Origin of the sequence: Corynebacterium sp. SCR221107, assembly GCF_027886475.1 — a bacterium.
GTDB lineage: Bacteria > Actinomycetota > Actinomycetes > Mycobacteriales > Mycobacteriaceae > Corynebacterium.
Map to the genome: position 1 here is coordinate 197,626 of NZ_CP115670.1, position 23,258 is coordinate 220,883.

Genomic DNA, 23,258 nt, shown 5'->3' on the forward strand with positions numbered 1-23,258 from the left:
CCGGGAAACGCTCAGGGATTAGTTCTGCTGGCTGGCCCACTCAATAAGCTCGCTGATCTCCTGCTTGGCCAGCGGTGTCAGCGCCTTATTGTCGCGCAGCATCTCCTCGCCGCGCAGTTGGATGAACTGGAGATAGTCCTTGTTGCGTTCCTTCTTAAACATCTGCTTGGAGGCACGCATCTGGCTGAGATCGGTGGTGACCTGGCGCAGGATGACCCACCTGCCCCACATGAGGATGATGGCGCAGGAAAGGACAACGATAGATGCCACGGGAGTCCAGTAGTAAAAGGCCCCAGCGAGCACCATGAGCGCGGTGACCGGGATGCCAACTGAATAGACGTAGTCCTGGCGTTGCTTGTTCTCCGGGGCGAGGCTGCGTCGGCCGACCTCGATGAAGGTTTCTTTAAAGGTGGTCATGATTGTAGGGCCTTCCTGATGAATTCGGCGGCGGTAGGGGTGACCTGCTCGGTCGCAGCTTTGACCTCGGCAGGAGAGTAAGGGAAACAGATGGCGTGATCCGCCCAGTGGTGCATGTCCAAGTCGTTCCACGAATCACCGAGGGAGTAGGTCTCGAAGGTGGTTGCGTTGTCACCGCCAAGGTGGGGCAGCAGCCATTCCAGGCCGGTTGCCTTCGTGCAGTTGGGTGGAACGATGTCGAGGAAGTTCTGATTGCGGTGGCAATCGAGAACCTCTGGATAGGAGCCGAGGATCTGCTCGCGCAGGGCGTCGATCTTAGCGTCGGTCTCATCCAGCCAGAGCGGGATTCCGACGAAGGAGTGCTTCGGGATCTCTGAGAACTCGAGGGGCTCGAAGGTTTGGAGGATGCTCGTGCTCTTGCTCGGGTCGATGGTGCTCGAAAGCCGCAGGTCCGGGGTGTCTAAGGTGGTGGCAAAGACCGCGAGATTGTCGGTGTCGCGCAGCTGGTAGGCGATCTCGGATACCACCTCGTTGGGAAGGGTGTTGCTCATCATGACCTCGTAGTTGCTATCGGTGACTACGGCGCCCGTGTAGAGGACGTAGTAGTCGAACTCGAGGCCGGACTCCGCCAGCGCGTGCTTCGTGGCGGCGATCGACTTGCCGGTATTGCACACCGCGAGGTGGCCGGCTGCCTGCCATTCGCGGATGGCAGCAACCGCATCGGGATCAACCTTTCGCTCGAAAACAATGGTTCCGTCGAGGTCGATGCTGATGAGCTTGCGAGGCATGTGCTTTCATCCTTCTGGCTGAGTGGGGTGCGAGGCTGTGACAGTACGGGCGCGCGCACAACCGGAGGGACGAGAGGTCGCGGCGCGCGCCCAGCGCGGGCCCCTCGCAGACAGATCCCTATGGTGCCAAGATACCTGCCCAGTAGCCCAGGATGCCGATGGCGAACATGCCGAAGATGATCCAGATGGCGTTGACCTTCTTACGAAGCAGCCACATGCAGAGGAAGGTCAGCAGCAAGGCGGCCAGGCCAGGCAAAAGCGAATCGAGGATGTCCTGGAGCGTGGTGACTACCTCTTGGCCTTCCTGGTCGGTGTAGGAGGAAATGACGGCCGGGAAGTTGATCGAGGTCCACTTCGATACCAGGGAACCCATGACGAACAAGCCCATGATGGAGGCGATCTGGGTCAGGCGCTGCAGGGTGTTGCCGCCTGCCTCGGAGACGATCTCGGTGCCCTTTTCGTAGCCGAACTTGAAGCCGTACCAGCGGGTCGCCATGCGGATGATCATCAGTCCGAAGAAGAAGATGAGCGGGCCGAGGATGTTGCCCTTGAGCGCAAGGGAGGCGCCGAGTGCCGCGAGGACGGGTCGGGCAGTTCCCCAGAAGAGTGGGTCGCCCACGCCGGCAAGCGGACCCATGAGGCCGACCTTGACGTTGGTGATATCGGCCTCGCTGATGTCTTCGCCGGAGGCCTTGTTGCGCTCCATGGCGGCGGTGACTCCGAAGATGGAAGAGGAGATCCAGGGGTGGGTGTTGTAGAACTCCAGGTGGCGCGCGAGTGCGGCGGCCTGGTCTTCCTTCTTGGTATAGAAGCGCTTGATGGCGGGCATCATGGTCACGCACACGCCGATCGCCTGCATGCGCTCGAAGTTGAACGAGCCGAGCATGAAGGTGGAACGCAGGTAGGTGGAGACCATGTCGCGCTTGGTCAGTCCGGGCACCTTGTCAACTGGTGCGGGAGCGGTGTTGTGAGTGGTCATTGCATTGCCTTCTTTCACTCAAGTTCGTTGTCGTAGTTCGGGCCGACCTTGGCGAGGCGGGCGCCTGCCGGAGCTTGAATGCTGTCGTGGAACCGGGGGTTGAGCTGGACGTAGATGATGGCGAGGCAGGCACCGAGGATGCCCAAGCCAACGAGGTTGAAGTCAGGGACGAAGGTAGCCAGGACGAAGCCGAGGAAGAAGAATGGCATCAGGGCGCGGGCCTTCATCATGTTGATAACCATGGCGTAACCGACGACGACGATGAATCCGCCGGCGACCTGCAGGCCCGAGGAGATGACATCGGGGATGCTGTTGAGCCAGTTTTCAACGAGGTCGGTTCCCGCCGCCGCGGCCACGACCGCGGTGGGGATGGCTACGCGCAAGCCTTGGAGCAACAGCGCACTAAAGTGCATGAACTCGATGCCCCGGAAGTTGGCGTCCTTGGCGAACTTATCTGCTTGGTGTTGGAAGAAGACGGCGATCGTGCGCACGAAGATGGTGAGCACCTGCCCGGCGGCGGCCAGCGGAATGGCGATTGCGGTACCAGTGTTGATGGGCTGATCGCCGACGATGACGACGACCGCGGCGACGGTGGAGGCCAGCGCCGCGTCTGGCGCCATGGCGGCGCCGACGTTCATCCATCCGAGCGCGATAAGCTCGAGGGTTCCGCCCAGGATGACGCCGGTCTTCCAATCTCCCAAAGCGATGCCCATGAGGGTACAGGCCACCAGGGGGCGGTGGAATTGGCGTTCATCGAGCACTGAGGCCATGCCGGCTACGAGTGCGATGAGGATGACGAGAATGAGTTGGATGGCGCTCATTTCACGAGTCCCTTCTCCTTGAGCTTGCTCATCATGTCTGTCCGGGAGCTGTTCGGGACCTGTTGCAAGGTCATCTTCACGCCCAGATCATTAATTGCTTTGTAGGCAGCGACGTGCTCGTCGTTGACGGAAACCGCCTCCGTGATCAGCGTCATGCCGGTTTTATAGGTGACTCCGCCGACGTTGACCTCGTCGACCTTGATGCCTGCCTGCAGCAGCTTTAAGGCATCCATGGGGCTTTCCACCACAATCATGGTGCGCATTCCCTGGTAGTCGGGGTTGAAGTACACGCGGATTGTCTTGTCCACGGTGAGGACGTTGGTCCGTGCGGACGCGGGGCCGACCTGAAGCAGGAGCGTCTTGCGAAGGTGGTCGTGGGCCGCGTCGTCGCAGGCCGCGATGAGAGTGTCAGGTGCGACATTGTTGACCCACGATCCTGCGACCTGGCCGTGAATGAGGCGGGAATCGATGCGCAGGAAAGCCACGTTCATGTGGACGTTCGGATCGCGCGGGAAATTCGGATCAATCTCAGCGCTTGCCGTACCTGCAGCGCTGGCAGTGCCGTCGGCGTCATTCGTTGCGGAGGGCTGCTCCGCCTTCGGCTTGCTTGCCGACGCCTTCGGTGCCTGACCTTGCTTGAAGGAGCGAACGCTTGCGCTGCCCGCCTTGAGCGCGCGCTTGACGATTTTCTCGACCGTCGCGTTGGGGCGCTTCGAAGCTTCGAAGACATCCATGAGCATAGGGATGTTAACGCCGGAAATGACGTCGGCATTGTCGCGTTCTGCAACAAAGCGGGCACCAGCGTTATAAGGGCTTCCACCAAAAAGATCCACGAGGATGAGAACTTCCTCCGCTTGGCCTGCAGCCTTTTCATAGGCTTCTAGCAGGTCGTCGGGACCCTGACCTGGGAGAAAGGTCACGGTATGAACGTTTTCGACCTCGCCGTGGATCATGATGGCAGAATCCAGCAGCGCCGGGGCAGATTCCCCATGTGCCGCGATAATTATTGAGACCATCTGTTTCTCCGTACTAGCGGTGAACTAACTTTCTGAAGATCAGCCCAAGGCCCTCAATAGTGTTGTGCAAACGTTTGAATGCCCTGCGCGTGAGGCTCATGCTATGCCCGTTTTGTGGGGTTGCGCAATCGGCTGTGACCTAGGAAATACACAAGATTGCTTGAATAAGGTACGGCTGGGAAGATGTCGATAATGGGCGATTTACAGCTGATACATGTTCGTATTCGTTTCTAAAAGACAAAAAGAATGACCCCTAATGAGGGTATTTTAGACTGTCTCAAAAACCACAAATGTGGATGTGGAAACACTTACCAGTCCCATGAAAGGGGGTGTTAAATTTCCGAACGGAAGTGGGAATGTGGCAAAAGTATGAAAAATGGCACACCGCTGAGGGGCGAAAAAGGGCGCGCCCGAGGCTGGTGGGGGCCGGGATTTCTGCGCTTGTGGGTGCCTCGTCGATTGGGTAAGAGGGCTCAGAATGAGGCCTTTGTGGTGTCGCCAACGTCGCTTGCCGTCTTCGTTGTGTCAAGGCTGGTGGGCCTGGCGCAAGCTTGAGTCACCATTGAGTCGGCGACGGGTTCTGGCGCCGTCGGCCGTTGACGTTTCGGATGAGAGAATACGGCTGAAATCGACGAATCGACCTCAGGCGAGGGGGAGATAACGGCCGACAGTGCAGGCAAGGTGATGGTGGGGCAAGTGGTCGGTGCGCTGGGAAAGGTGGCGGTCGGCGGCAGCCAAGGCTGTAGATAGGGCAAGGCGTGGTGCCTGCCCGAAGGTAGGTGGCGGCTTGGGCGCAGACGCGCTCATGACGGTGATTGTTCGTGCTACTGAAGCTTCGTCTTGAAATGCTGCAGCGATTCCACCTGCACTCCTTCGCGGAAATTGGCCGGATCAAGCCACGCCTCGAATGCGCGTTTGTGTGCGGGCCATTCGCTATCGAGGAGGGAGAACCAGGCGGTATCACGATTGCGCCCTTTGTACACGGTGGCCTGACGGAAGGTTCCCTCGTGGCTGAAGCCAAGGCGTTCGGCCGCGCGGCAGGAGGCGGCGTTGAGGCTATCGCACTTCCACTCATAACGCCTATAGCCCAAGGTGTCGAAGACGTAGGCCATCGCAAGGTACTGCGCCTCGGTGGCGGCGATGGTGCGCTTGAGCAAGGGCGAATACATCACCCATCCCATCTCAATCACGCCGTGGCGTGGGTCATGACGCATGAGCGCGAAAGTTCCCCTTGCCTTGCCGGTTTGCTTATCGACGATGGCCATATGCAACGGATCCTTCGACTGGGCGTGGGCGTGGAGAAGCTCGCGGAACTGGGTGGTTGATTCGAAGGGGCCTACGGGCAGGTACGTCCAGAGATCGCCGTGCAAAGCGGCGCTGAAGGCGTCGGCAAGCTGGTCGAAGTGAGCGTGACCCAGCGGTTCAATGCGGCAGTAGCGGCCCTCGAGCGTAACCGGCTGCGGCGGGCGTGCGGGAAGAAAATCCGGCAATGCCTGGCCAATGGGTTGCCCATATTCATTGAACTGGGAAGACATGGACCCCACGGTAGCACGCGGGCGAAAGCGGGCTTCGGGGCATAAAGAAATCCCCAGGCGTGATACGCCCGGGGTTGTTGCGTGGGATCGTGCTTAGCGGTAGGCGGACATGCCGGTGATCTTCTTACCGATGATCAGCGACTGCATCGTGTCGGTGCCCTCATAGGTGTGGATGGCCTCCACGTCGGCCATGTGGCGCACCACGTGGTTTTCTAGCAGGATGCCCGAACCGCCCAGCATGTCGCGGGCGTCGGCGGCCACGCGGCGAGCCATGCGGGTGGCGCGCACCTTTGCCATCGACGCCTGCTCCGGGCGCATTTCGCCGCGAATGTCGCGCTCGGTGAGATGCCGGATGAGCACCGCGATCTCCGTGATATCGCCGAGCATGTCGGCCAGGCGCTGCTGGATGATCTGGTTAGCGGCCAGCGGGCGGCCGAACTGCACGCGGGTCAAGGCGTGCTCGCGGGCGGCCTCATAGCAAGCGATGGCATGGCCAAGCGCCATCCACGCCACCGAGGTACGCGTAGCTGTGAGCACGCGGGCGGTATCGCGGAAGCTCCTCGCCCCGGGCAGCTGGGCATCCAGCGGGACGCGGACATCCTCGAGCTTGATCAGTGCCTGATGAATGGAACGCAGTGCCACCTTGCCGGTGATCGTCTCGGCATTGTAGCCGGGAGTGTCCTGCGGGACGATAAAGCCGGAGACCTCGCCGTCTTCCGTGCGCGCCCACACGATCGAGATGTCGCCGCAGGAGCCGTTGCCGATCCAGCGCTTGGCGCCGTTGATGACCCACTCGTCACCCTCGCGGCGAGCGGAGGTCTCCAGCGCGATGGAGTCGGAGCCGTGATCGGGCTCAGTCAAGGCGAATGCGCCCAGAATTTCGCCACGCGCCATGGGCTCAAGGTACTTCGCCTTTTGCTCCTCGGAGCCGCAGTAGGCGATGGAGCGCATGGCCAGACCCGCCTGCACGGCGATGACGGTGGCCATCGAGCCGTCGATGCGGGCCATCTCCATGGTGACCAAGCCTGCGGCCAGGGTGCTGAGCTTTTGGTGTCCTTCGACCTCCAGGCCGTCGGTCATGAGATCGAGCTCGCCGAGGCGCTTGACCAGGTCCATGGGGTACTCGCCCTTCTCCCAGGCCTCGTTGATCACCGGCAGGCAGTCCTCGGCGAAGGAGGCTGCGCGCTGCCACGCCTCAAGGTCGGGGCCGGTGACATCATCGAAGACGTTGTAGAAGTCCGTGGTGGGTGCCAGCAGTGCGGCGGTGTTCTCGGCTGCAGACATGATCGAGCGCCTTTCGTGGGATTGGTTCGGTAGCGGTGACCCGCGCCCTCATAGGGTGCGAATCGTGATTCGTATGCAATAGTGTGTCCGATATCTCACCAATCGTCAAGGTGTGGGGGCGATTACGAGGTCGCGACTTTTGCGGAATCAACAAAGGGATGGTTATTCTCGCAGGTAGTTAAGTGTCAGCCCCTGGCAACCGGCCACCTCAAAGTGGGTGGAGGGCAAGGGGTAATTCTTTTGAGACGGATGGGGAGCGTTCATGGCTAAATCTTCGCGCCGGGTGCAGATCGCGGCGGCTGCCCTCGAGCTTTTCGACGAGCGCGGCTACTACGGTGCGGGCATGGGGGACGTGGCCAAGGCTGTTGGAATGGGGACATCTTCCCTGTATAACCACTATTCCTCGAAGCAGGAGATCCTCGCCGAGATCGCGGTTGGGGTGATGGAAGACCTTCTGCGAATCAATGCCACCCGCCTGGCAGGGGTGGAAGGTCCCACGGCGCGGCTGCGCGAATCGATGTGCGCTCATGTGGAGTTTCATGCCAATCAGCGCCAGGCGGTTCGGGTGGTGAACAAGGAGATCGACAGCCTTGAGGAGCCCTCGCGCAGCGTGGTTACCCAGCTGCGCCGCGACTATGTCGCCCGCTGGGAAACCATCCTGAAAGAGGGGGTTGAGCAGGGGGTTTTTCAGGTGGAGAACCTGCGGATCGCCTGCTGGTCGATCATCGACATGGGTATTGGAGTCAGCGCGTGGTTTAGTCCCGAAGGACCGCTGAGTGCCGAGGATTTGGGAGGGATGTATGCCCGGCTGGCACTACGCCAGTTGGGGGTGGAGGGTTAACCCTGCCCAGTAGCTGTAGTCGCAGGTCAATGCCTTTTAAGGGGCCCCACGGGGCCCCCTTTTGTCATGTTTTTGTGGCTGTGGGCCTTGACGTGGCAACGAATTGGGGTAGTCTGTGACCCAACCCACACGAACCACGGTTCGTATCGCGTATCACTATATTCCCCACAATCTTCACGGAGGCTTTCCGATGGTTAACAAAATTGTCACCACCGAGCAGGAGGCGCTCGAGGGCCTGGAGTCCGGCATGAGCCTGGCTGTTGGCGGCTTTGGTATCTGCGGCAATCCGGTCGTTCTCATCGACGCCATCGTCGAGAAGGGTACCGACGAGCTCGAGATCTACTCCAACAACCCGGGCACCCAGATCGGTGACGATCACATGGGCTTGGCAAAGCTCTTTATCAACCAGCGTGCCCGCAAGTTCGGCGGCTCCTACATCGGCTTAAACAAGGAGTTTGAGCGGCAGTTCCTCGCCGGCGAGCTGGAGGTGGAGCTTATCCCGCAGGGCACCCTGGCGGAGAAGATGCGCGCCGGTGGGGCGGGCATCCCGGCGTTTTTCACCGCTACCGGTGCCGGCACGATGGTGGCCGACGGCGGCCTGCCCGTGCGCTATGACGGCAACGGCACCGCCGTGGTGGTGTCCGCGCCGAAGGAGACTCGCGTGATGAGCCATCGTGGTAAGGAGCAGACCTACGTGCTCGAGGAGTCGATCACCACCGACTTTGCCCTGGTGCGCGCCGCCAAGGCTGACCGCGAGGGTAACCTGGTCTTTAATCTCACCGCGGCCAACTTCAATGCGAACGTGGCCATGTGTGGCGGTATTACCGTGGTGGAGGCCGAGGAGATCGTGGAGGTGGGCGAGCTTAGCCCCGACGAGATTCACCTGCCGGGTATCTTCGTCGACCGGGTCCTGCCGCTGACCCGTGAACAGGCGGAGAACAAGCGCATCGAGCGCATTATCATTCGCGATGACGCCGAAGAGATGCCCGAGGCGCCGCGCCCCGAGGGACGCCTCGGCTGGACCCGTGAGCAGATGGCCGCCCGCGCCGCCCGTGAGCTGCACGATGGCGAGTATGTCAACCTTGGCATCGGGATGCCCACCATGGTTCCGGACTACCTGCCCAAGGGGGTCAACGTGATCCTCCAATCCGAAAATGGCCTGCTCAAGACCGGCCCGAGCCCACGCGCTCACGAGGTGCACCCGGACGTGATCAATGCCGGCAAGGCCACCGTGACCATCCTGCCGGGCGGCTCCACCTTTGACTCTGCCACCAGCTTCGCCATGATCCGCGGCGGCTATGTGGACACGGCCATCCTGGGTGCGCTGCAGGTTTCGGCCACGGGGGATATTGCCAACTGGGGTATTCCGGGCAAGAAGTTCACCGGCATGGGCGGGGCCATGGACCTGGTCAAGGGAGCCAACCGCGTGGTGGTCATGCTGGACCACACCAGCGTCGATGGCGACTCCAAGGTGCTCAACTCCTGCACCTATCCGCTGACGGCGGAGGCAGCGGTGGACCTCATCATTACCAACCTCGCGGTCTTCGAGGTCACCCCTTCCGGCCTCGTGCTGTGCGAGTTGGCTCCGGGGGTTACCCTGGCCGAGGTCGAGGCGGCCACCGAAGCCGATTTCATTGTGCGCGATGATCTCACGGAGCAGGAATTGGTTTACGCATAGCATCGAGCCGGGCGCGCCAATACTGAAGGCGCGCCTGGTCGAAGGGCGGCCGTGGCTGGCCGCCCACTTGCGTGACCGGGGTGATGCCGTGCAGCGCGTTAAGCGTCCATAGCTCGCATTCGGCAAGATCCGACAGGAGTAGCTTTTGCTTGCCGACGTCCACCCCGTCCGCGCGGGCCGCTGTTACCAGCGCCGTCTCGGTCACCGAGGCAAGCCGCGGCGCGTTCATCGTGATCAGGCGTTCGCCATCCCAGGCGACGAGCGCCGCGGTGGCTGTTTCGCATACGAAGCCATCGCCGTCCAGCAGCACGACGTCGTCGACGTCGCCTTGCCGAAGCGATCCCAACCGCGCCAGATCTGGCCCCTTGATAGTGGGGTAGGCCAGGCTGGCGTGGGTAACGCCGAGGGTGGTGGTGGTTCTGCGGGGTGGCGCTGGGCGCAGCCGGAGGGCAAAGCCATGCTCGCTTGCTTCCAAGCGCGGGAACCACCAGCCCGAGGTGGGCAGGCGTGCAAGCATGGCCGCTACGAACGCGTCTGGGTTATCTAAGCCCATCGCGGCGCACCCGGCCCGGAAGCGTGCGAGGTGGTCGTGGAGATTGCGCACGTGGCCGTCGGCAAGCAAGAAGCTATCGATGACCAGCGGCTGTGGCCAGGAGGAGCACGCGCGCAGGGCATTGTTCGAGAAACTAAAGACCTGCTCGCCGGGAAACTCCTGGCCGCACAGACGCAGCAATGGCGCCGACTTGGTGATGATCTCCTGCCATTCGGCGTCCGGATCCGATAGCGCAACGATGGCCCCGCCGATGCCATAACTGAGCGTGTCGTCGCGCACAACCACGGTGCGGATGCTCATCGCCAAGTCCAGGCTGTCGCGGCCCACGAAGCCGATCGCGCCCGAATACACCCCGCGGGGCGCGCGCTCGAGCTCGTCGATGATCCGCATGGTGCGCACCTTCGGCGCCCCCGTCATGGAACCGCCGGGAAAACTTGCGCGCAATAGTGTTGAAAATGTGGTGTCCGGGGCCAGCCGGGCGCGCACCGTGCTGACCAACTGGTGGACGGTGGGAAAGCTGCGCACCTCAAAGGCCGGATCAACCCGCACAGTGCCGGGAATGGCGACCCGGGCGAAGTCGTTGCGGACCAAGTCCACGATCATGAGGTTTTCGGCGCGGTCCTTGGGGTTGGTGGCCAAGTCCGCGGCAAGGCAGGCATCGGCTGCCGGGGTGGCTCCGCGTGCGCGAGTGCCCTTGATCGGCTCCGAGGTTGCCTCGCCGGCCTCGACCTTGAGGAAGCGTTCCGGGGAGGCGCTGATGACCGACACGTCCTCATAGACCACCAGCGAGCGCATGGGCGCCGGAAGCTCCTCGCGTAGCAGGCGGTAGGCGTCAAGCGGGCTAAAATCGGGAGTCACCGGCGCGCTGAGCTGGGTGGTCAGGCACACCTCATAGGTCTCGCCCGCAGTGATCAGCGCCTTGGCGCGGGCGATCGCGTCCCGGTAAGACGTGGCATTATCGCGACTAGAAAGCGTGCCGACGCTGCCCGGATCGAAGGTGGTTTCGCTGGCGCCGCCCGCTACGGCCAACGCCTGCCAGGTGCGGGCGCACCACTTCGCATCGGCGCCGATCACTTGCACCTCGGTGCCGCGGATGGCCACGACCCGGTCGGTGTGGAACATACCCAGCCGCTCGTGCGCGGGAAGGTCGTCTTCCAGCGCTTCGTAGGTGAGAAAGCCATACCAACCCGGCGTGGCCCAGGCATCTTGTGGTGCGCGCGTGTCAACTGAGAGGAGATCCTCCACGGCCGCGGCCCACCGCGGGGAGGCCGGAAGGGGTGCGATCACCGCGGTGCCCTCGAATTCGAGGAGTACCCCGCGCCCGCCCAGCGCGGAAAAAGCCGTCAGCGGGTCGATAGCGAGGCTGCGCTGCTGGACGGAAACGGCGCTGGAGGCGTCGGCAAGCGAGGAAGCGATCTGGAGGAAGTTATCCAGCACCGTGAGGCCGTGCTCGCTGCTGAAGGACTCCGGGTGATACTGCACTCCCCACCACGGCCGGTCGGTGCAGCGGGCGGCCATGATGAGGCCGTCGTCGGTGGTGGCCAGAAGCCTCATCTGTGGCGGTAGTTCCTTGACTATGAGCGAGTGATAGCGCACCACCTGGTGACGGGCGGGAATACCCGCAAACAGCGGATCGGGCGCGCAGGTGATCTCATCAACAAGTCCGTGGACTGGCTGCGGCGCGGGCACGACCTCGGCGCCCAAGTGATGCGCCATGGCCTGGAAACCCAGGCATACCCCGAGCACCGGGACCTGCGCACTGCGTAAAACCTCCGCGCAAAAGCCGAGGTCGGCGGGGTTGTCCGGGGATCCCGGGCCGGGGGATAGGACGATGGCATCGAAATTATTGTGCGCAATCGTCATGGTGTTGGTGATGACCGTAACCTCTGCCCCTAAGCGCGAGAGGTAATCCACGAGGTTGTAGGTGAAGGAATCGAAATTATCCACCACCAACACCCGTACACGTCGGGCTAGGCCCACTAGAACACCTCGATGCGCGCGCCGAGATTCTCCGCCTGGATCAGCTGCCCGGTCCAATTCGGCGCACCGGGATGCACGCGGAAGACGGGGCGGTTGGACAGCTTGGTGGGGCTGACGGAATCGGTATCGCGGAATCCGGCCCGGGCCTCGTAGCGGATACGCGAGCGGTAGCCGGAGTCGGCGAGCTCTTGCAGGTTGGGGTGCTTCTCGTCGAGATGGGCGCGGGCATCGTTGAGGATCACCAGCGCCTCGTCGAGGGCGTTGAGCAGCGCCGCGGAGTTGGTCTCACACATAGCTCGCACCAGTGACGGCGCGGTGCCGGCCACGCGGGTGCCGTCGCGGAAGCTGCCTGCGGCCAGCGAAAGCGACAAGGCGCCACCGTTATCGCCGACGATGGCCAGGGCCTCGGCCAGGATGTGCGGCAGGTGGGACACGCGCGCCACGGCGGCATCATGCTGCGCCACGCGCGAGGGGATGACCTCCGCGCCCACGCTGAGCGCCATGGCGACCACGTCGAGCCACAGGTCGATCCAGTCCTGACTCGGCTCGGCGTCGATGGCGTGATCGAAAGTGATCACCCAGGCGGCGCCGTGGAACAGGTCGACGTGGGAGGCACCCCAGCCGGAGTCGGCGGTGCCGGCCATCGGGTGCCCGCCGACGTACTTGTCCTCCAGCCCCCGCTCGCGCACAAGGGCATAGACCTCGCTCTTTACACTGACGACATCGGTAAAGCCGCAGCTGGGGGCGTGCTCGGTGATGGAATCAAGCAGGCTGGCGATGGCTGGCATCGGGGTGGCGAGGACGATGAGCGCGCCTTCTTTCTCGGCGCGCTGCAACGTGGCGACGAGGTCGAAGCTGGCGTCGAAGCCCTCCTTCATGGCATTCTTCGCCCCGGAGGGGGAGCGGTTAAAGCCGAAGGCCGAAACACCCTGTTCGCGCAGGGCGCGTAGCAGAGAGCCTCCGATGAGGCCGAGACCAAGGATGCATACTGGGCGGGAAACTTGAACATTGCTCACCTGACAAGTTTGTCATACGCACACTACTGTTAGCAGTATGAAGCACGATTTTGCAGTGACCGTCGCCCGAGTGGGCGCCTCGTGGGAGGTCCGCACGTTCCAGGATGACTACTCTTCTACTTCCACCGCGGTTGCCGCTGTCCGTAATCTCCGCGCCGAGGAGGCCGCATTTGCGCTGCTGAGCGTGGAAGATGATTATTTCGTCATTGTCCGTCCGACGCCGCAAGGTGTGCGGTATGTGCTTTCCGACGCCACCGCTGCGGTCGAGGATGATTTTGCCGCCGACATCCTGGATGAAATGGACGTGGAGATCCCCGATATCGACCCCGAGGAGCTCGATGGGATCGAGCCGTGGGCGGAAGGTGACTTCGATATCCTCGCCGATCTGGGCTTGAGCGAGGAAGTGTTGGCCGTCATCTGTGGGGAGACCGACTGGTGGGCCAGCGAGCAGTTGCAGCGCATCGCCGAGGAGCTCGGTTTCGAAGAGGAGCTGGCCCGGGCGGTGGGGCTGGATTAGTGGCACCAGTTTTGCCGCAACCCGACTATGAGGCGGTGGCCGAAGCCCGCATGCGGGCGGCCATCGCCTTGGCGCGTAGCACCCCGGAAGGCGATGTGCCGGTGGGTGCGATTATCTATGGCCCGGACGGGGAGGTGCTCGGCCGGGGCGTGAATCGTCGTGAAGCTGACGGCGATCCGTTGGCCCACGCTGAGATTCTGGCCATTCGCCAAGCACTGACCCACCGCGTGGATGGGTGGCGCTTGACCGACTGCACGCTTGTCGTCACCTTAGAGCCCTGCACCATGTGCGCGGGTGCCTTGGTGGGCGCGCGCATCGGAAAGATCATCTTTGGCGCCTATGAGCCGAAGACCGGTGCGGTGGGGTCCGTCTTCGACGTGGTTCGCGATCCGCAGGTGCTTCACCGCATCGAAGTCCAGGGTGGTGTTCTCAAGCGGGAGTGTCAACAGCTGCTGCGTGACTTCTTCGGCACCCTGCGCCAAGACGCTGATTTGGATTCCGTGCGGGGTATTCGATAGTCTGGTTCGCGGTAGCGTGTCCGAGCGGCCGAAGGTGCTCGCCTCGAAAGCGAGTGTTGGGTAATCCCCAACCGCGGGTTCAAATCCCGCCGCTACCGCCATGAGATGTCCCGCAGCCTAAGCTGCGGGACATTTTTTCATCCCAGGCAACGAGGACCACAAATCACATAACTGAATGATAAAAGGGGCGCCGCAAAAGTGGCGCCCCTTGTGGATTAGTGCCTATGAGAGCTCGAGCTCATCGATGAAGTTGCCGGTCTCCAGTAGATCCTTGGTCGTGGTGGTGAAGCCTCCGGCATCTGCACGGTCATGGGCCGCACGTTTCCCAGGGGTGGGCGTGATGAGGAGACCAAGCAGGTATGCTGTCGACTTTGTGGTGAAAAGGGGTAGCGCAGGCGGCCGGTCTATTGTAAAAGTTCATATCGAAGCTTGTAGATTTTGAAGCGAGCTTGAAAAGGTCGAGACCGGGAGTCCTGAATGAACGAATCCGCTTCAGCCGGAGGCCTTGAGGAGGAGATACTTGCCCGCCTTGGACAGGGGGCGTCGCTGACGCATGCCGAGATCGTGGCCATGTTCCCGGACGCTACCGAGCGTGAAGTGGGCAAGGCGCTGGCGCGGCTGCGGCAAGCGGAACAGATCAGTGCCGATAGGGGCGTGTATTGGGTCGGGCACGTAGCCCCCGACGCCCACACGCAGCCGCAACCGCAGGCGGCGGAGGTGGCCGTCGGCAAGCTAGGCGAACACGCGCAGCAGGTGTATACAGCGCTCAAGCACGGCGGGCGGGAAGCAGGCACCGTGGCGAGCATCATCGCGGCGACCGGGCTATCGGATGCGCAGGTGCGCTACGCCATCAGCAGGCTGCTCATGGCTGAGGCCATCGTCATGGTAGGTGGCCGCGGGCGACGCGGAACCTATTACGAACCGGCCTAGCCATGGAGGCGAGTAGGACTTCGGGCTTCGGATAAATCCGCCCGGGCAGGTAGGCTTAAAAATCTCAAAGCCCTGCACGCATATTCCAAGGAGAGCTGCCAGCCCCATGGCCCAACTGTTGTATCGCATCGGTAAGTGGTCCTTCCGCGCCAAGTGGGTGGTCATCACGGCGTGGCTCATTATCCTGGCGGCTATCGGTGGTTCCGCCATGGCCTTCCAGGCGGGCTATTCGGACGTGTTCAGTATCAAGGACACCCCGGCGCAGAAGGCAACGGAGCTCTACACCAAAAACTTCCCGGATCTGAAGAATCCGCTGCAAGGCACGGGTGTCAACATCGTCTTCGAGGCCCCGGAGGGCGAGACCCTCGACGACGCGGACAACACCGCCGCCATCCAAGAGGTCATCGATCATCTCGATGAGAACTTCCCGTGGATGACCAACACCACCCGCTACGGCAACCCGATCACGCTCAACCCCGAGCTGCAGGAGATGATCAAGGCGCAGACGGTCAGCGCGGGCCTGCCGGAGTCGCTGGCCGAGGAGGACGCGGAGAATCTCTCGCTGGTCAGCGAGGACCGCACGATCGCCTACACCACCTTCGACATCGACGTGGAAACCTCGGCCGACGTCACCGATGAACAACGCTCGGTCATCACTGAGGCGATGAACATCGGCCGCGAGGAGGGGCTGACGGTGGAGGCCGGCGGCGCGGGCTTCGGCGACCCCATCGTGATCGAGGAGACCTCCGAGATCATCGGCGTCGGCGTTGCCGCCATCATCTTGATCTTTACTTTCGGCTCGCTGGTGGCGGCGGGCATGCCGCTGGTGGCGGCGATCGTGGGCGTGGCCATCGGTTCCCTCGGCACCACCCTGGCCACGGCCTGGGCCCCGCTCAACAACGTCACCCCGGTCCTGGCCGTCATGATCGGCCTGGCCGTGGGCATCGACTACTCGCTGTTTATCATCTTCCGCTACCGCAAGGAGCTGGAGCGGATGAACCGCGAGGAGGCCATCGGCATGGCGGTGGGAACCGCGGGCTCGGCGGTGGTGTTCGCGGGCCTGACAGTGATCATCGCGCTGGTCGCGCTGGCGGTTGCCAACATCACCTTCCTGACCTACATGGGCCTGTCGGCGGCGTTTACCGTGCTCATGTCCGTGCTGGTGGCCTTGACGTTGCTGCCCGCGATCATCGGCGTGGCAGGCAAGCGTTCCTTTGCCGGGCAGATGAAGTGGTACGCGCGCCGCCAGTCCCGGCGCGAAGGCTTGCCGACGATGGGCGAGAAGTGGGTCAAGGTGGTGCACAAGGCGCCCGGCCTGGTCATCGCCGTGGTGATCTTCGCCCTCGGGGCGCTGACGATCCCCGCCGGGCAGCTGCACTTGTCCCTGCCCAGCGATACCCAGTCCAACCTGGATACCACCCAGCGCAAGCAGGCGGACCTCATGGCCAAGGGCTTCGGCGAGGGTATTAACTCGCCCTTCCTCGTCGTGGTGGATGCCCACGACGTCAATCCCGATTCCGAGGCGCTCAAGCCCCTGATTGAGGCGCAGAAAGTCAGCGCCGAGGCGGCCGGGGAGGCCTTCGATGAGAAGAAGGCGGCGGCCGGTTCCGCTTACTTGTACCTGCTGCAGAACTTCTCCACCACCGTTGATGTCAAGCACATCCAGATGGTCGGCCAGTCGGAGGACGGCTACGCGGTGCAGATGCTGCTGACACCAGAGTCCTCGCCGGAGGACTACGCCACCAACGACCTCATCTCCTCCCTGCGTATAAAGCAGGAGGAGGTCGACGCGGTCACCGGCATCTCCTCCGGCATTACCGGGCTGGTGCCCATCCAGCAGGACATCACCAACCGACTATCCGGCGTGATGCCGCTGTACCTGGCGATCGTGGTGGGCCTGGCCATTATCTTGCTGATGATCATCTTCCGCTCGCTCATGGTGCCGATCGTGGCCGGCGTCGGCTTCCTGCTGTCGGTGGGCGCGGCCTTCGGCGTAACCGTGCTGTTTTGGCAAGAGGGCCTGTGGGGCCTGGTGAATACCCCAGGCCCGATCATCGCGTTCATGCCGATCTTCCTGATCGGCGTGTGCTTCGGCCTGGCGATGGACTACCAGGTTTTCCTCGTCTCGGCGATGCGCGAGCATTACACGCATGGCGGCGGGAAGGCGCAGCCGGGCTCGCCTTATAACGCGGTCGAGGAGTCCATCATCGCCGGCTTCACGCACTCCGCCCGCGTGGTCACCGCCGCGGCGCTGATCATGATCGCGGTGTTTATCGCCTTCATCGGCCAGCCGCTGCCGTTTATCAAAATCTTCGGCTTCGCCCTCGGTGCCGGCGTGTTCTTCGACGCCTTCTTCATCCGCATGGGATTTGTGCCTGCGGCGATGTTCCTGCTGGGGCGGGCCACCTGGTGGATGCCGCGCTGGCTGGATAAGATCTTGCCGCACCTCGACGTCGAGGGTGCCTCGCTGGACAAGGCATGGGCCGCCCAGCACGAGGCGCGCAGCCTCGATGCGTCCTCCTCCGCCGTGCTTTCCGACGTTGACAGGTAGCCTTCCGACTCAGGCAGGTAGCATGGTCAAACATGGATACAACCTTCACCCTTGGTACGAGGCTGCACGATTCCGGGGAACCCGGCAAGCACGGGCGCACCGGCACCATTCATACCCCGCACGGTGACATCAACACCCCGGCGTTCATTCCGGTGGGCACCAAGGCCACGGTGAAGACCTTGACCCCGGAGCAGGTCCGGGAGACCGGCGCCCAGGCGGTGCTGTCGAATGCCTATCACCTCTACCTGCAGCCCGGGCCCGACGTGGTCGACGAGGCCGGTGGCGTGGCCGCCTTTGAGAATTGGCACGGCCCCACCTACACCGACTCCGGCGGATTCCAGGTCATGAGCCTGGGCGTGGGCTTCAAGAAGGTCCTGGCCATGGACACCAAGGGCCTGGCCGAGGGCGACATCCGCGCTAAGAAGAAGGACCGTTACGCCCAGGTCGACGAAGACGGCGTGGACTTCCGCTCCGTTATCGACGGCTCCAGGCACCGCTTCACCCCTGAGGTGAGCATGCAGATCCAGCACCAGCTGGGCGCGGACATCATCTTCGCCTTCGACGAGCTGACCACCCTGGTAGATACCCGCCTCTACCAGGAGCAGTCGGTGCAGCGCACCCACCGCTGGGCCAAGCGCTGCCTCGATGAGCATGACCGGCTGACCCGGGAGCGGGTGGGCAAGCCCCTGCAGTCGCTGTGGGGCGTGGTCCAGGGCGCGCAGTACGAGGACCTGCGTCGGCAAGCAATCCGCGGACTGCTGGAACTATCCACGCAGGCCGAGGACGCGGGCAAGCGTGGCTTCGGCGGTTTCGGCATCGGCGGCGCCTTGGAAAAGGAAAACCTGGGCACGATCGTCGGCTGGGTGTGCGACGAGATCCCCGAGCACAAGCCACGCCACCTGCTGGGCATCTCCGAGCCGGATGACCTATTTACCGCCATCGAGGCCGGCGCAGACACCTTCGACTGCGTGGCTCCCACCCGCCTGGGGCGCCGCGGTGGCGTCTATACCCTCGACGGGCGCTTGAATATCACCGCCGCCCGCTTTAAGCGGGACTTTAATCCGGTCGATGCGGAGTTCGGCGGCTACGTCAGCGAAAACTACACCCGCGCCTACCTGCATCACCTGTTTAAGGCGAAGGAGTTTCTGGGACAGACGCTGTGCACCATGCACAACGTCACCTTCATGATCCGGCTGGTGGACAACATCCGCGCCGCCATCGACAACGGCACCTACTGGGAGTTCAAGGAGGAGTTTCTGGGCAGGTACTACGCCTAGCTTGCTTATCGACGCCTACGGCGGGTGTCCCTAAGCCCCGCCAACGCGCAAACCCGACTTCACTCACTAGACTTCACTCCAAAAATACCCCTGCCGGGTATTGAAATCGGGTGAAGTCTAGTGAGTGAAGTCGGGTCTGGGATCGGGACTGCTAGGCGTAGTAGTCCTCGCGCTTTTTCACCCACGCGATGACCGTGTAGGTGATCGGCATGACGATGACCTCCACCAGGGTCTTCCAGATGAACCCCACCACGACGTAGTTGACGGTGTCGGAGACCGTGGTGATCCCGATGACCGGGGCCGCGATGAGGCAGAAGATGAGGGTGTCGCCGAACTCGCCGACGATGGTGGATCCGATGAGCCGCTGCCACAGCGACTTCTCGCCGGTGCGGCGCTTGATGAGCGTCAGCGTCCACGCGTTGAGAATCTGGCCCACGGCGTAGCCGCACAGCGAGGCGAAAACGATGCGCGGCACAAGTCCCAGGATGGCGCTGAACGCGTCCTGGTTCTCGTAGAAGTCGGCGGCGGGTAGCCAGATCGCCACGTAGAAGGCGATCACGGCCATGATCGTGGTGAAAAAGCCCGCCCAGATGGCGCGCCGGGCCGCCTTGAACCCGTAGCACTCGGCGAGGACGTCGCCGATGACGTAGGCGGCGGGGAAGAGGAAGAAGGCGCCGTCGGTGACGAGCGGTCCGATCGTCACGCCCTTCGTCGAAGTGATATTTGAGATCATGAACACCGCCACGAAGAGCGAGAGCAGGATCGGGTACAGGCTGTCTTGGACGCGGATAAAGCGCGGTTGAGTATTTGTCACCCGTAAATCCTACGATGGATGCCATGAGTTCCCCACGCGGCGCTGGCCGCTATGCCCCCAGCCCCTCCGGCGACCTGCACTTTGGAAACCTGCGCACGGCGCTGCTCGCGTGGCTGTTCGCGCGCTCGACGGGGCGGGAATTTTACATCCGGGTCGAGGATGTTGACACGCAGCGCTCCTCGCAAGAGTCTGCCGCCCGCCAGCTTGAGGACCTCGCCGCGATCGGGCTCGACTGGGACGGGGAGGTGCTCTACCAGCACGAGCGCTTCGCCGCCTACGAGCAGGCGCTTTCCACGCTTCCGGTCTACGAGTGCTACTGCTCCCGCCGCGACATTCAGGAGGCGTCCAGCGCCCCGCACGTGATCCCCGGCCATTACCCCGGCACGTGCCGAAAGCTTTCCGACGCTACGCGCGCGGCCAAACGGGCGGAGCTTGCCGCCCAGGGCCGGGTCCCCGCGCTGCGGCTCAAAGCCGAGGTCGCCGAGTGGCCCATCCATGACTTCTACGCGGGCGAGGTTGTCGGCGAGGTCGACGACATGATCCTGCGCCGCGGCGGGCAGCAGCCCGACTGGGCCTACAACCTCGCCGTTGTGGTCGACGACGCCTTCCAGGGTGTGGATCAGGTGGTCCGCGGCGATGATCTGCTGAGTTCCGCCGCGCGCCAGGGCTACCTCGCCCACCTGCTGGGGGTCCCCACCCCGGAGTTCGTGCACGTCCCGCTGGTTCTGAACGAGCAGGGCAGGAGGCTGGCCAAGCGGGATGGGGCCGTCACTCTCCGGGAGATGGGCGAGCCTTTGGCCGTCGTCAAGCAGCTTGCAACCTCGCTCGGAATGGAAGCGGGATCGGCGCGGGAGATGCTGGGGCGCTTCGACCCGGCCGCGCTGAGCAGGAAGCCGTGGGTGTGGAAGTGAGCGAGCTCTTCGACGTCATCGACGCGAACCGGCAACCGACCGGCGAGCGCAAGGAGCGCGGCAGCCTGTTTGAGGAGGGAAAGTTCCGGCAGGTGGTGCACGTGTGCCTTATCGACGAAGGCGGCCGCATGCTGCTGCAACGCCGCGCAAACGACAAGGCGACTTGGCCAGGCAAGTGGGACGTCTCGGTGGGCGGCAGCGTCATCGCGGGCGAGACCAGCGCGCAGGGGGCGGCGCGCGAGGCGAGAGAAGAGCTCGGCGTCGAGCTGGACCCGGCAGCGCTGCGCCCGGCGATGAGCTTCAGCTTCCCCTACGGCTACGACGACTTCTACCTCATCCCGTGGACGGGCGGTCACGACGGCTTCCGCGTGCTGAACGACGAGGTCAGCGAGGTGAGGTGGGCAACCGAGCGGGAGGTGATGGCGCTGCACGCGGCGGGCGAGTTCGTCACCTTCCGTGAGTCCGCGCTGCACATGGCCTTCGACCTGGCGGGCAAGCGATCGATCCTCGACGGCGGGGAGGAGCATCTGGGGACCTATGGGTAGACTTTGATCATTGTGACCTGCCATGTTCACTAAAAATGAATGTTCATTTTTAGTGAACATGTTGCTATTGTGGTGTGCATGGATCAGAAATTATTGGCGAAGTGGAACGAGACGTTTCGTCTAACAGATACCCCCTTCGCCATTGCGCCCAATGAACTCGAATCTCCGAGGGAGGGAGCCGACGGGATCCTCAGATGCCCTGTTCTACTCAACGTTATTCAGTCAAGGACACTAGGTCCTTGGCCGGTAAGCGTTATGGAAATTGAGGAACATTCCCAGCTAAAGGAGTTCCTTTCGCGTGTCGAACAGGAACAGCCTAGAGATTTGCTGCTTCTGATCCCTGAGATTCGTCCGTCGGAAGCAGCAAAGCTCAGAAAACAGGGAGCTGCATTTGCTGATGCTAGGGGAAACTGCTTCCTTCGCCGAGATGGAGTCATGATTGATGTCCGAGGCAGGTTTCCGAAAGCAAAGGACAAGACAAGCAGTTCATCACCGGGGGCATCTAGAACCTTTTCACCGTTTACAGCGCGTCGAGCTCAGGTATCAGCGATGCTGCTCTCATATCCGGCGCTATTGAACGCAACGATTCGGGAGATCGGGATCGCAGCCCGGGTATCAACGGGGACGGCGGCTTCAGCTATGAAGCTGCTCGTCGATGTTGGATATCTTCATAAATTAAGCAGCCGTTACTACTTCGCAGAAGCCGAGCCCCTTCTCCGCGAATGGGCACGTGTCTACCCTGCAGGCTTGGGTCGTCAACTGTTGAAATTCCAGGGAACTACCGGGGTCCTAGAGGACATCGCAATGGGAGAAACCCTCGCCTGGTTGAGTGGAGAAGCGGCTGCAGGTGATCTCATTCGTGGTGGAAACAGCGCGAATTTTTACGTTCCCGGCGAGACAGAGATGCGCCAGTTGATTCGGGCTGGTCGTATGCGCAGGAACCAAGGTGCTGCCGAAGGAAGCGCCGATGCATCGCAAGGAAAGGTGTCGATTAGCAAAGCCTTTTGGGCTGGGCACATATGGCAACAACTCGAGTACGAATTGCCATCTCCCTCGTTTCGTCAACGTGGCCCATGGGCGAGTTGGGATGCTGCACCATTGGCGATTATTTATGCTGACCTACTTTCTCACGAAGACCCGCGGGTCAACGAGATAGCTGCAGAAATCAAGGAAACAATGATCAAGCGCTGGGGGACCAAGGGATAATCATTTCTCGGAGATCATCACCGTTATCAATCGCTTGGAAACGGTCGTCGATACCTCCCGAATCATGCTCGTCGGTGCACGTTGTCGTGATATTCATCAGCTAGGGCGTGTCTCCTAAAGCTCGGAGCCAGGTGATAATCGCGCATAGCACCGCCGCACCCCGGTACACCACGGCAAGTTTGTCGTACCGGGTCGCAAGACCACGCCACTGCTTCGCCAACGCGAACGAGCGTTCCACCACGTTCCGGCCCCGGTAGGCCACCGCATCAAACGCCGGCGGCCGGCCACCGGTGCTGCCGCGGCGTTTCCGGGCGGCGACACTGTCGCGCTTTTCCGGGATCACCGCCTTGATACCCCGACGGCGCAACTGCCGGCGGATCACACCGCTGGCATACCCACGATCAGCCAGCACCGCATCCGGGCGAGTCCTTGCCCGTCCCGGCCCCAGGCGCGGAACGTGGATCTCTTCCAGCACGGTCTGAAGCATCGCCCCGTCGTTGCGCTGGCCGCCGGTGACCACCAGCGACAGGAAACGGCCGTGCCCGTCGACGGCGGCATGGATCTTGCTTGATAACCCACCGCGCGAGCGTCCGATGCCGTGACCTGCCGGTTCAAGCAACGACAGCGGCAGATTCTTGTGATTTACTCGAGCCCCCTGTGTCCTGCTCCGGGCGGGTGGTGTTCGTCGCGTGCTGGTGAGCACGCGTGATGGAGGCGTCGACGGAGACGTTCCAGTCAATCTTTCCGGCGGCGTCGGCCTGGGTGAGCAGGTAGGTCAAAAGGGTGTCCCAGGTGCCGTCGGCGGCGTAGCGGCGGTGGCGTTTCCACACCGTTTGCCAGGGGCCGAACTGTTCGCGGGGCAGATCCCGCCAGGCGATACCGGTGCGGTAACGGAAGATGATGCCTTCGACGATCTGGCGGCTGTTGCGAAACGGCCTGCCCCGTCGGCCGGTACTGGTGGGCAGCAAAGGCTCAATCTTCTGCCACTGCTGGTCAGTCAGTACCTGGTACCGGCTGCGTTTATTACTCACTGAGCAATTATCGCTGACGGGCCCAACTTATTTAGGAGACACGCCCTAGA

Annotated in this window: 21 protein-coding genes, 1 tRNA gene and 1 pseudogene; 11 read left to right on the forward strand and 12 right to left on the reverse strand. The window is 62.5% G+C overall.

Annotation, left to right across the window (positions count from 1 at the left end; all coding sequences use genetic code 11):
* Window positions 1-18: 18 nt before the first annotated feature.
* From PAB09_RS00965 to PAB09_RS01000, 8 genes are all read right to left on the reverse strand, one after another.
* On the reverse strand, window positions 19-417 hold the full coding sequence (locus PAB09_RS00965) for a hypothetical protein (protein ID WP_271034255.1): 399 nt from the start codon (window positions 415-417) through the stop codon (window positions 19-21).
* Window positions 414-1,205, reverse strand: a complete 792-nt coding sequence (locus tag PAB09_RS00970) for an HAD-IIB family hydrolase (RefSeq protein WP_271034256.1) — start codon at window positions 1,203-1,205, stop codon at window positions 414-416. Before PAB09_RS00970 ends, PAB09_RS00965 begins: the two co-directional genes overlap by 4 nt.
* Window positions 1,206-1,323: 118 nt before the next feature.
* On the reverse strand, window positions 1,324-2,184 hold the full coding sequence (locus PAB09_RS00975) for a PTS system mannose/fructose/sorbose family transporter subunit IID (protein ID WP_271034257.1): 861 nt from the start codon (window positions 2,182-2,184) through the stop codon (window positions 1,324-1,326).
* Between the two features lie 14 nt (window positions 2,185-2,198).
* A complete protein-coding gene (locus PAB09_RS00980) occupies window positions 2,199-3,005 on the reverse strand; it encodes a PTS mannose/fructose/sorbose transporter subunit IIC (protein WP_271034258.1) in 807 nt (268 codons plus the stop codon).
* Window positions 3,002-4,021, reverse strand: coding sequence for a mannose/fructose/sorbose PTS transporter subunit IIA (locus PAB09_RS00985; RefSeq protein ID WP_271034259.1), 1,020 nt, complete (start codon window positions 4,019-4,021; stop codon window positions 3,002-3,004). The genes PAB09_RS00980 and PAB09_RS00985 overlap by 4 nt, the downstream gene beginning before the upstream one ends.
* Window positions 4,022-4,663: 642 nt before the next feature.
* Window positions 4,664-4,828 (reverse strand): hypothetical protein, encoded by a 165-nt coding sequence (locus PAB09_RS00990; RefSeq protein ID WP_271034260.1) that lies wholly within the window; start codon window positions 4,826-4,828, stop codon window positions 4,664-4,666.
* A gap of 17 nt (window positions 4,829-4,845) precedes the next feature.
* Window positions 4,846-5,556: a GNAT family N-acetyltransferase gene (locus tag PAB09_RS00995; protein WP_271034261.1), complete on the reverse strand. Its 711-nt coding sequence runs from the start codon at window positions 5,554-5,556 to the stop codon at window positions 4,846-4,848.
* A 93-nt stretch (window positions 5,557-5,649) separates the two neighbouring features.
* Complete coding sequence (locus tag PAB09_RS01000) at window positions 5,650-6,840, reverse strand: acyl-CoA dehydrogenase family protein (protein WP_271034262.1); 1,191 nt, start codon at window positions 6,838-6,840, stop codon at window positions 5,650-5,652.
* A 262-nt stretch (window positions 6,841-7,102) separates the two neighbouring features.
* Between PAB09_RS01000 and PAB09_RS01005 the strand changes: the two genes are divergently transcribed.
* On the forward strand, window positions 7,103-7,681 hold the full coding sequence (locus tag PAB09_RS01005) for a TetR/AcrR family transcriptional regulator (RefSeq protein ID WP_271034263.1): 579 nt from the start codon (window positions 7,103-7,105) through the stop codon (window positions 7,679-7,681).
* Window positions 7,682-7,871: 190 nt separating this feature from the next.
* A complete protein-coding gene (locus PAB09_RS01010; protein WP_271034264.1) occupies window positions 7,872-9,359 on the forward strand; it encodes a 3-oxoacid CoA-transferase in 1,488 nt (495 codons plus the stop codon).
* On the opposite strand, the gene pabB is transcribed toward PAB09_RS01010, so the two are convergent.
* The gene (gene pabB / locus PAB09_RS01015) at window positions 9,331-11,859 is read right to left on the reverse strand and encodes an aminodeoxychorismate synthase component I (RefSeq protein ID WP_271034265.1); all 2,529 of its coding nucleotides are present in this window, start codon (window positions 11,857-11,859) and stop codon (window positions 9,331-9,333) included. The two genes, PAB09_RS01010 and pabB, sit on opposite strands and share 29 nt — an antisense overlap.
* Window positions 11,860-11,891: 32 nt before the next feature.
* Complete coding sequence (locus PAB09_RS01020; RefSeq protein WP_271034266.1) at window positions 11,892-12,908, reverse strand: prephenate dehydrogenase; 1,017 nt, start codon at window positions 12,906-12,908, stop codon at window positions 11,892-11,894.
* Window positions 12,909-12,945: 37 nt separating this feature from the next.
* Between PAB09_RS01020 and PAB09_RS01025 the strand changes: the two genes are divergently transcribed.
* The 6 genes from PAB09_RS01025 (at window position 12,946) to tgt (ending at window position 18,701) form a co-directional block, all read left to right on the forward strand.
* Window positions 12,946-13,425, forward strand: a complete 480-nt coding sequence (locus PAB09_RS01025) for a tRNA adenosine deaminase-associated protein (RefSeq protein WP_271034267.1) — start codon at window positions 12,946-12,948, stop codon at window positions 13,423-13,425.
* A 50-nt stretch (window positions 13,426-13,475) separates the two neighbouring features.
* Window positions 13,476-13,943: a tRNA adenosine(34) deaminase TadA gene (gene tadA / locus PAB09_RS01030; protein WP_271035227.1), complete on the forward strand. Its 468-nt coding sequence runs from the start codon at window positions 13,476-13,478 to the stop codon at window positions 13,941-13,943.
* Between the two features lie 10 nt (window positions 13,944-13,953).
* Window positions 13,954-14,044 (forward strand) — tRNA-Ser (locus PAB09_RS01035).
* 376 nt (window positions 14,045-14,420) lie between these two features.
* On the forward strand, window positions 14,421-14,873 hold the full coding sequence (locus PAB09_RS01040) for a hypothetical protein (RefSeq protein ID WP_271034268.1): 453 nt from the start codon (window positions 14,421-14,423) through the stop codon (window positions 14,871-14,873).
* Between the two features lie 106 nt (window positions 14,874-14,979).
* On the forward strand, window positions 14,980-17,424 hold the full coding sequence (locus tag PAB09_RS01045) for an MMPL family transporter (RefSeq protein ID WP_271034269.1): 2,445 nt from the start codon (window positions 14,980-14,982) through the stop codon (window positions 17,422-17,424).
* 32 nt (window positions 17,425-17,456) lie between these two features.
* Window positions 17,457-18,701, forward strand: coding sequence for a tRNA guanosine(34) transglycosylase Tgt (gene tgt, locus PAB09_RS01050; protein WP_271034270.1), 1,245 nt, complete (start codon window positions 17,457-17,459; stop codon window positions 18,699-18,701).
* Window positions 18,702-18,852: 151 nt separating this feature from the next.
* On the opposite strand, the gene PAB09_RS01055 is transcribed toward tgt, so the two are convergent.
* The gene (locus PAB09_RS01055) at window positions 18,853-19,515 is read right to left on the reverse strand and encodes a queuosine precursor transporter (RefSeq protein WP_271034271.1); all 663 of its coding nucleotides are present in this window, start codon (window positions 19,513-19,515) and stop codon (window positions 18,853-18,855) included.
* A 23-nt stretch (window positions 19,516-19,538) separates the two neighbouring features.
* Here PAB09_RS01055 and gluQRS point away from each other — a divergent pair, with 23 nt between their 5' ends.
* From gluQRS to PAB09_RS01070, 3 genes are all read left to right on the forward strand, one after another.
* Window positions 19,539-20,426, forward strand: coding sequence for a tRNA glutamyl-Q(34) synthetase GluQRS (gene gluQRS, locus PAB09_RS01060; RefSeq protein ID WP_271035228.1), 888 nt, complete (start codon window positions 19,539-19,541; stop codon window positions 20,424-20,426).
* Window positions 20,423-20,971 carry an NUDIX hydrolase gene (locus tag PAB09_RS01065; protein ID WP_271034272.1) on the forward strand — a complete coding sequence of 183 codons (549 nt, stop codon included), beginning with the start codon at window positions 20,423-20,425 and terminating at the stop codon, window positions 20,969-20,971. The genes gluQRS and PAB09_RS01065 overlap by 4 nt, the downstream gene beginning before the upstream one ends.
* A gap of 78 nt (window positions 20,972-21,049) precedes the next feature.
* Complete coding sequence (locus tag PAB09_RS01070; protein ID WP_271034273.1) at window positions 21,050-22,177, forward strand: type IV toxin-antitoxin system AbiEi family antitoxin; 1,128 nt, start codon at window positions 21,050-21,052, stop codon at window positions 22,175-22,177.
* Window positions 22,178-22,277: 100 nt separating this feature from the next.
* Here PAB09_RS01070 and PAB09_RS01075 read toward each other — a convergent pair.
* Window positions 22,278-23,208, reverse strand: a pseudogene (locus PAB09_RS01075) (IS5 family transposase).
* Window positions 23,209-23,258 lie beyond the last annotated feature (50 nt).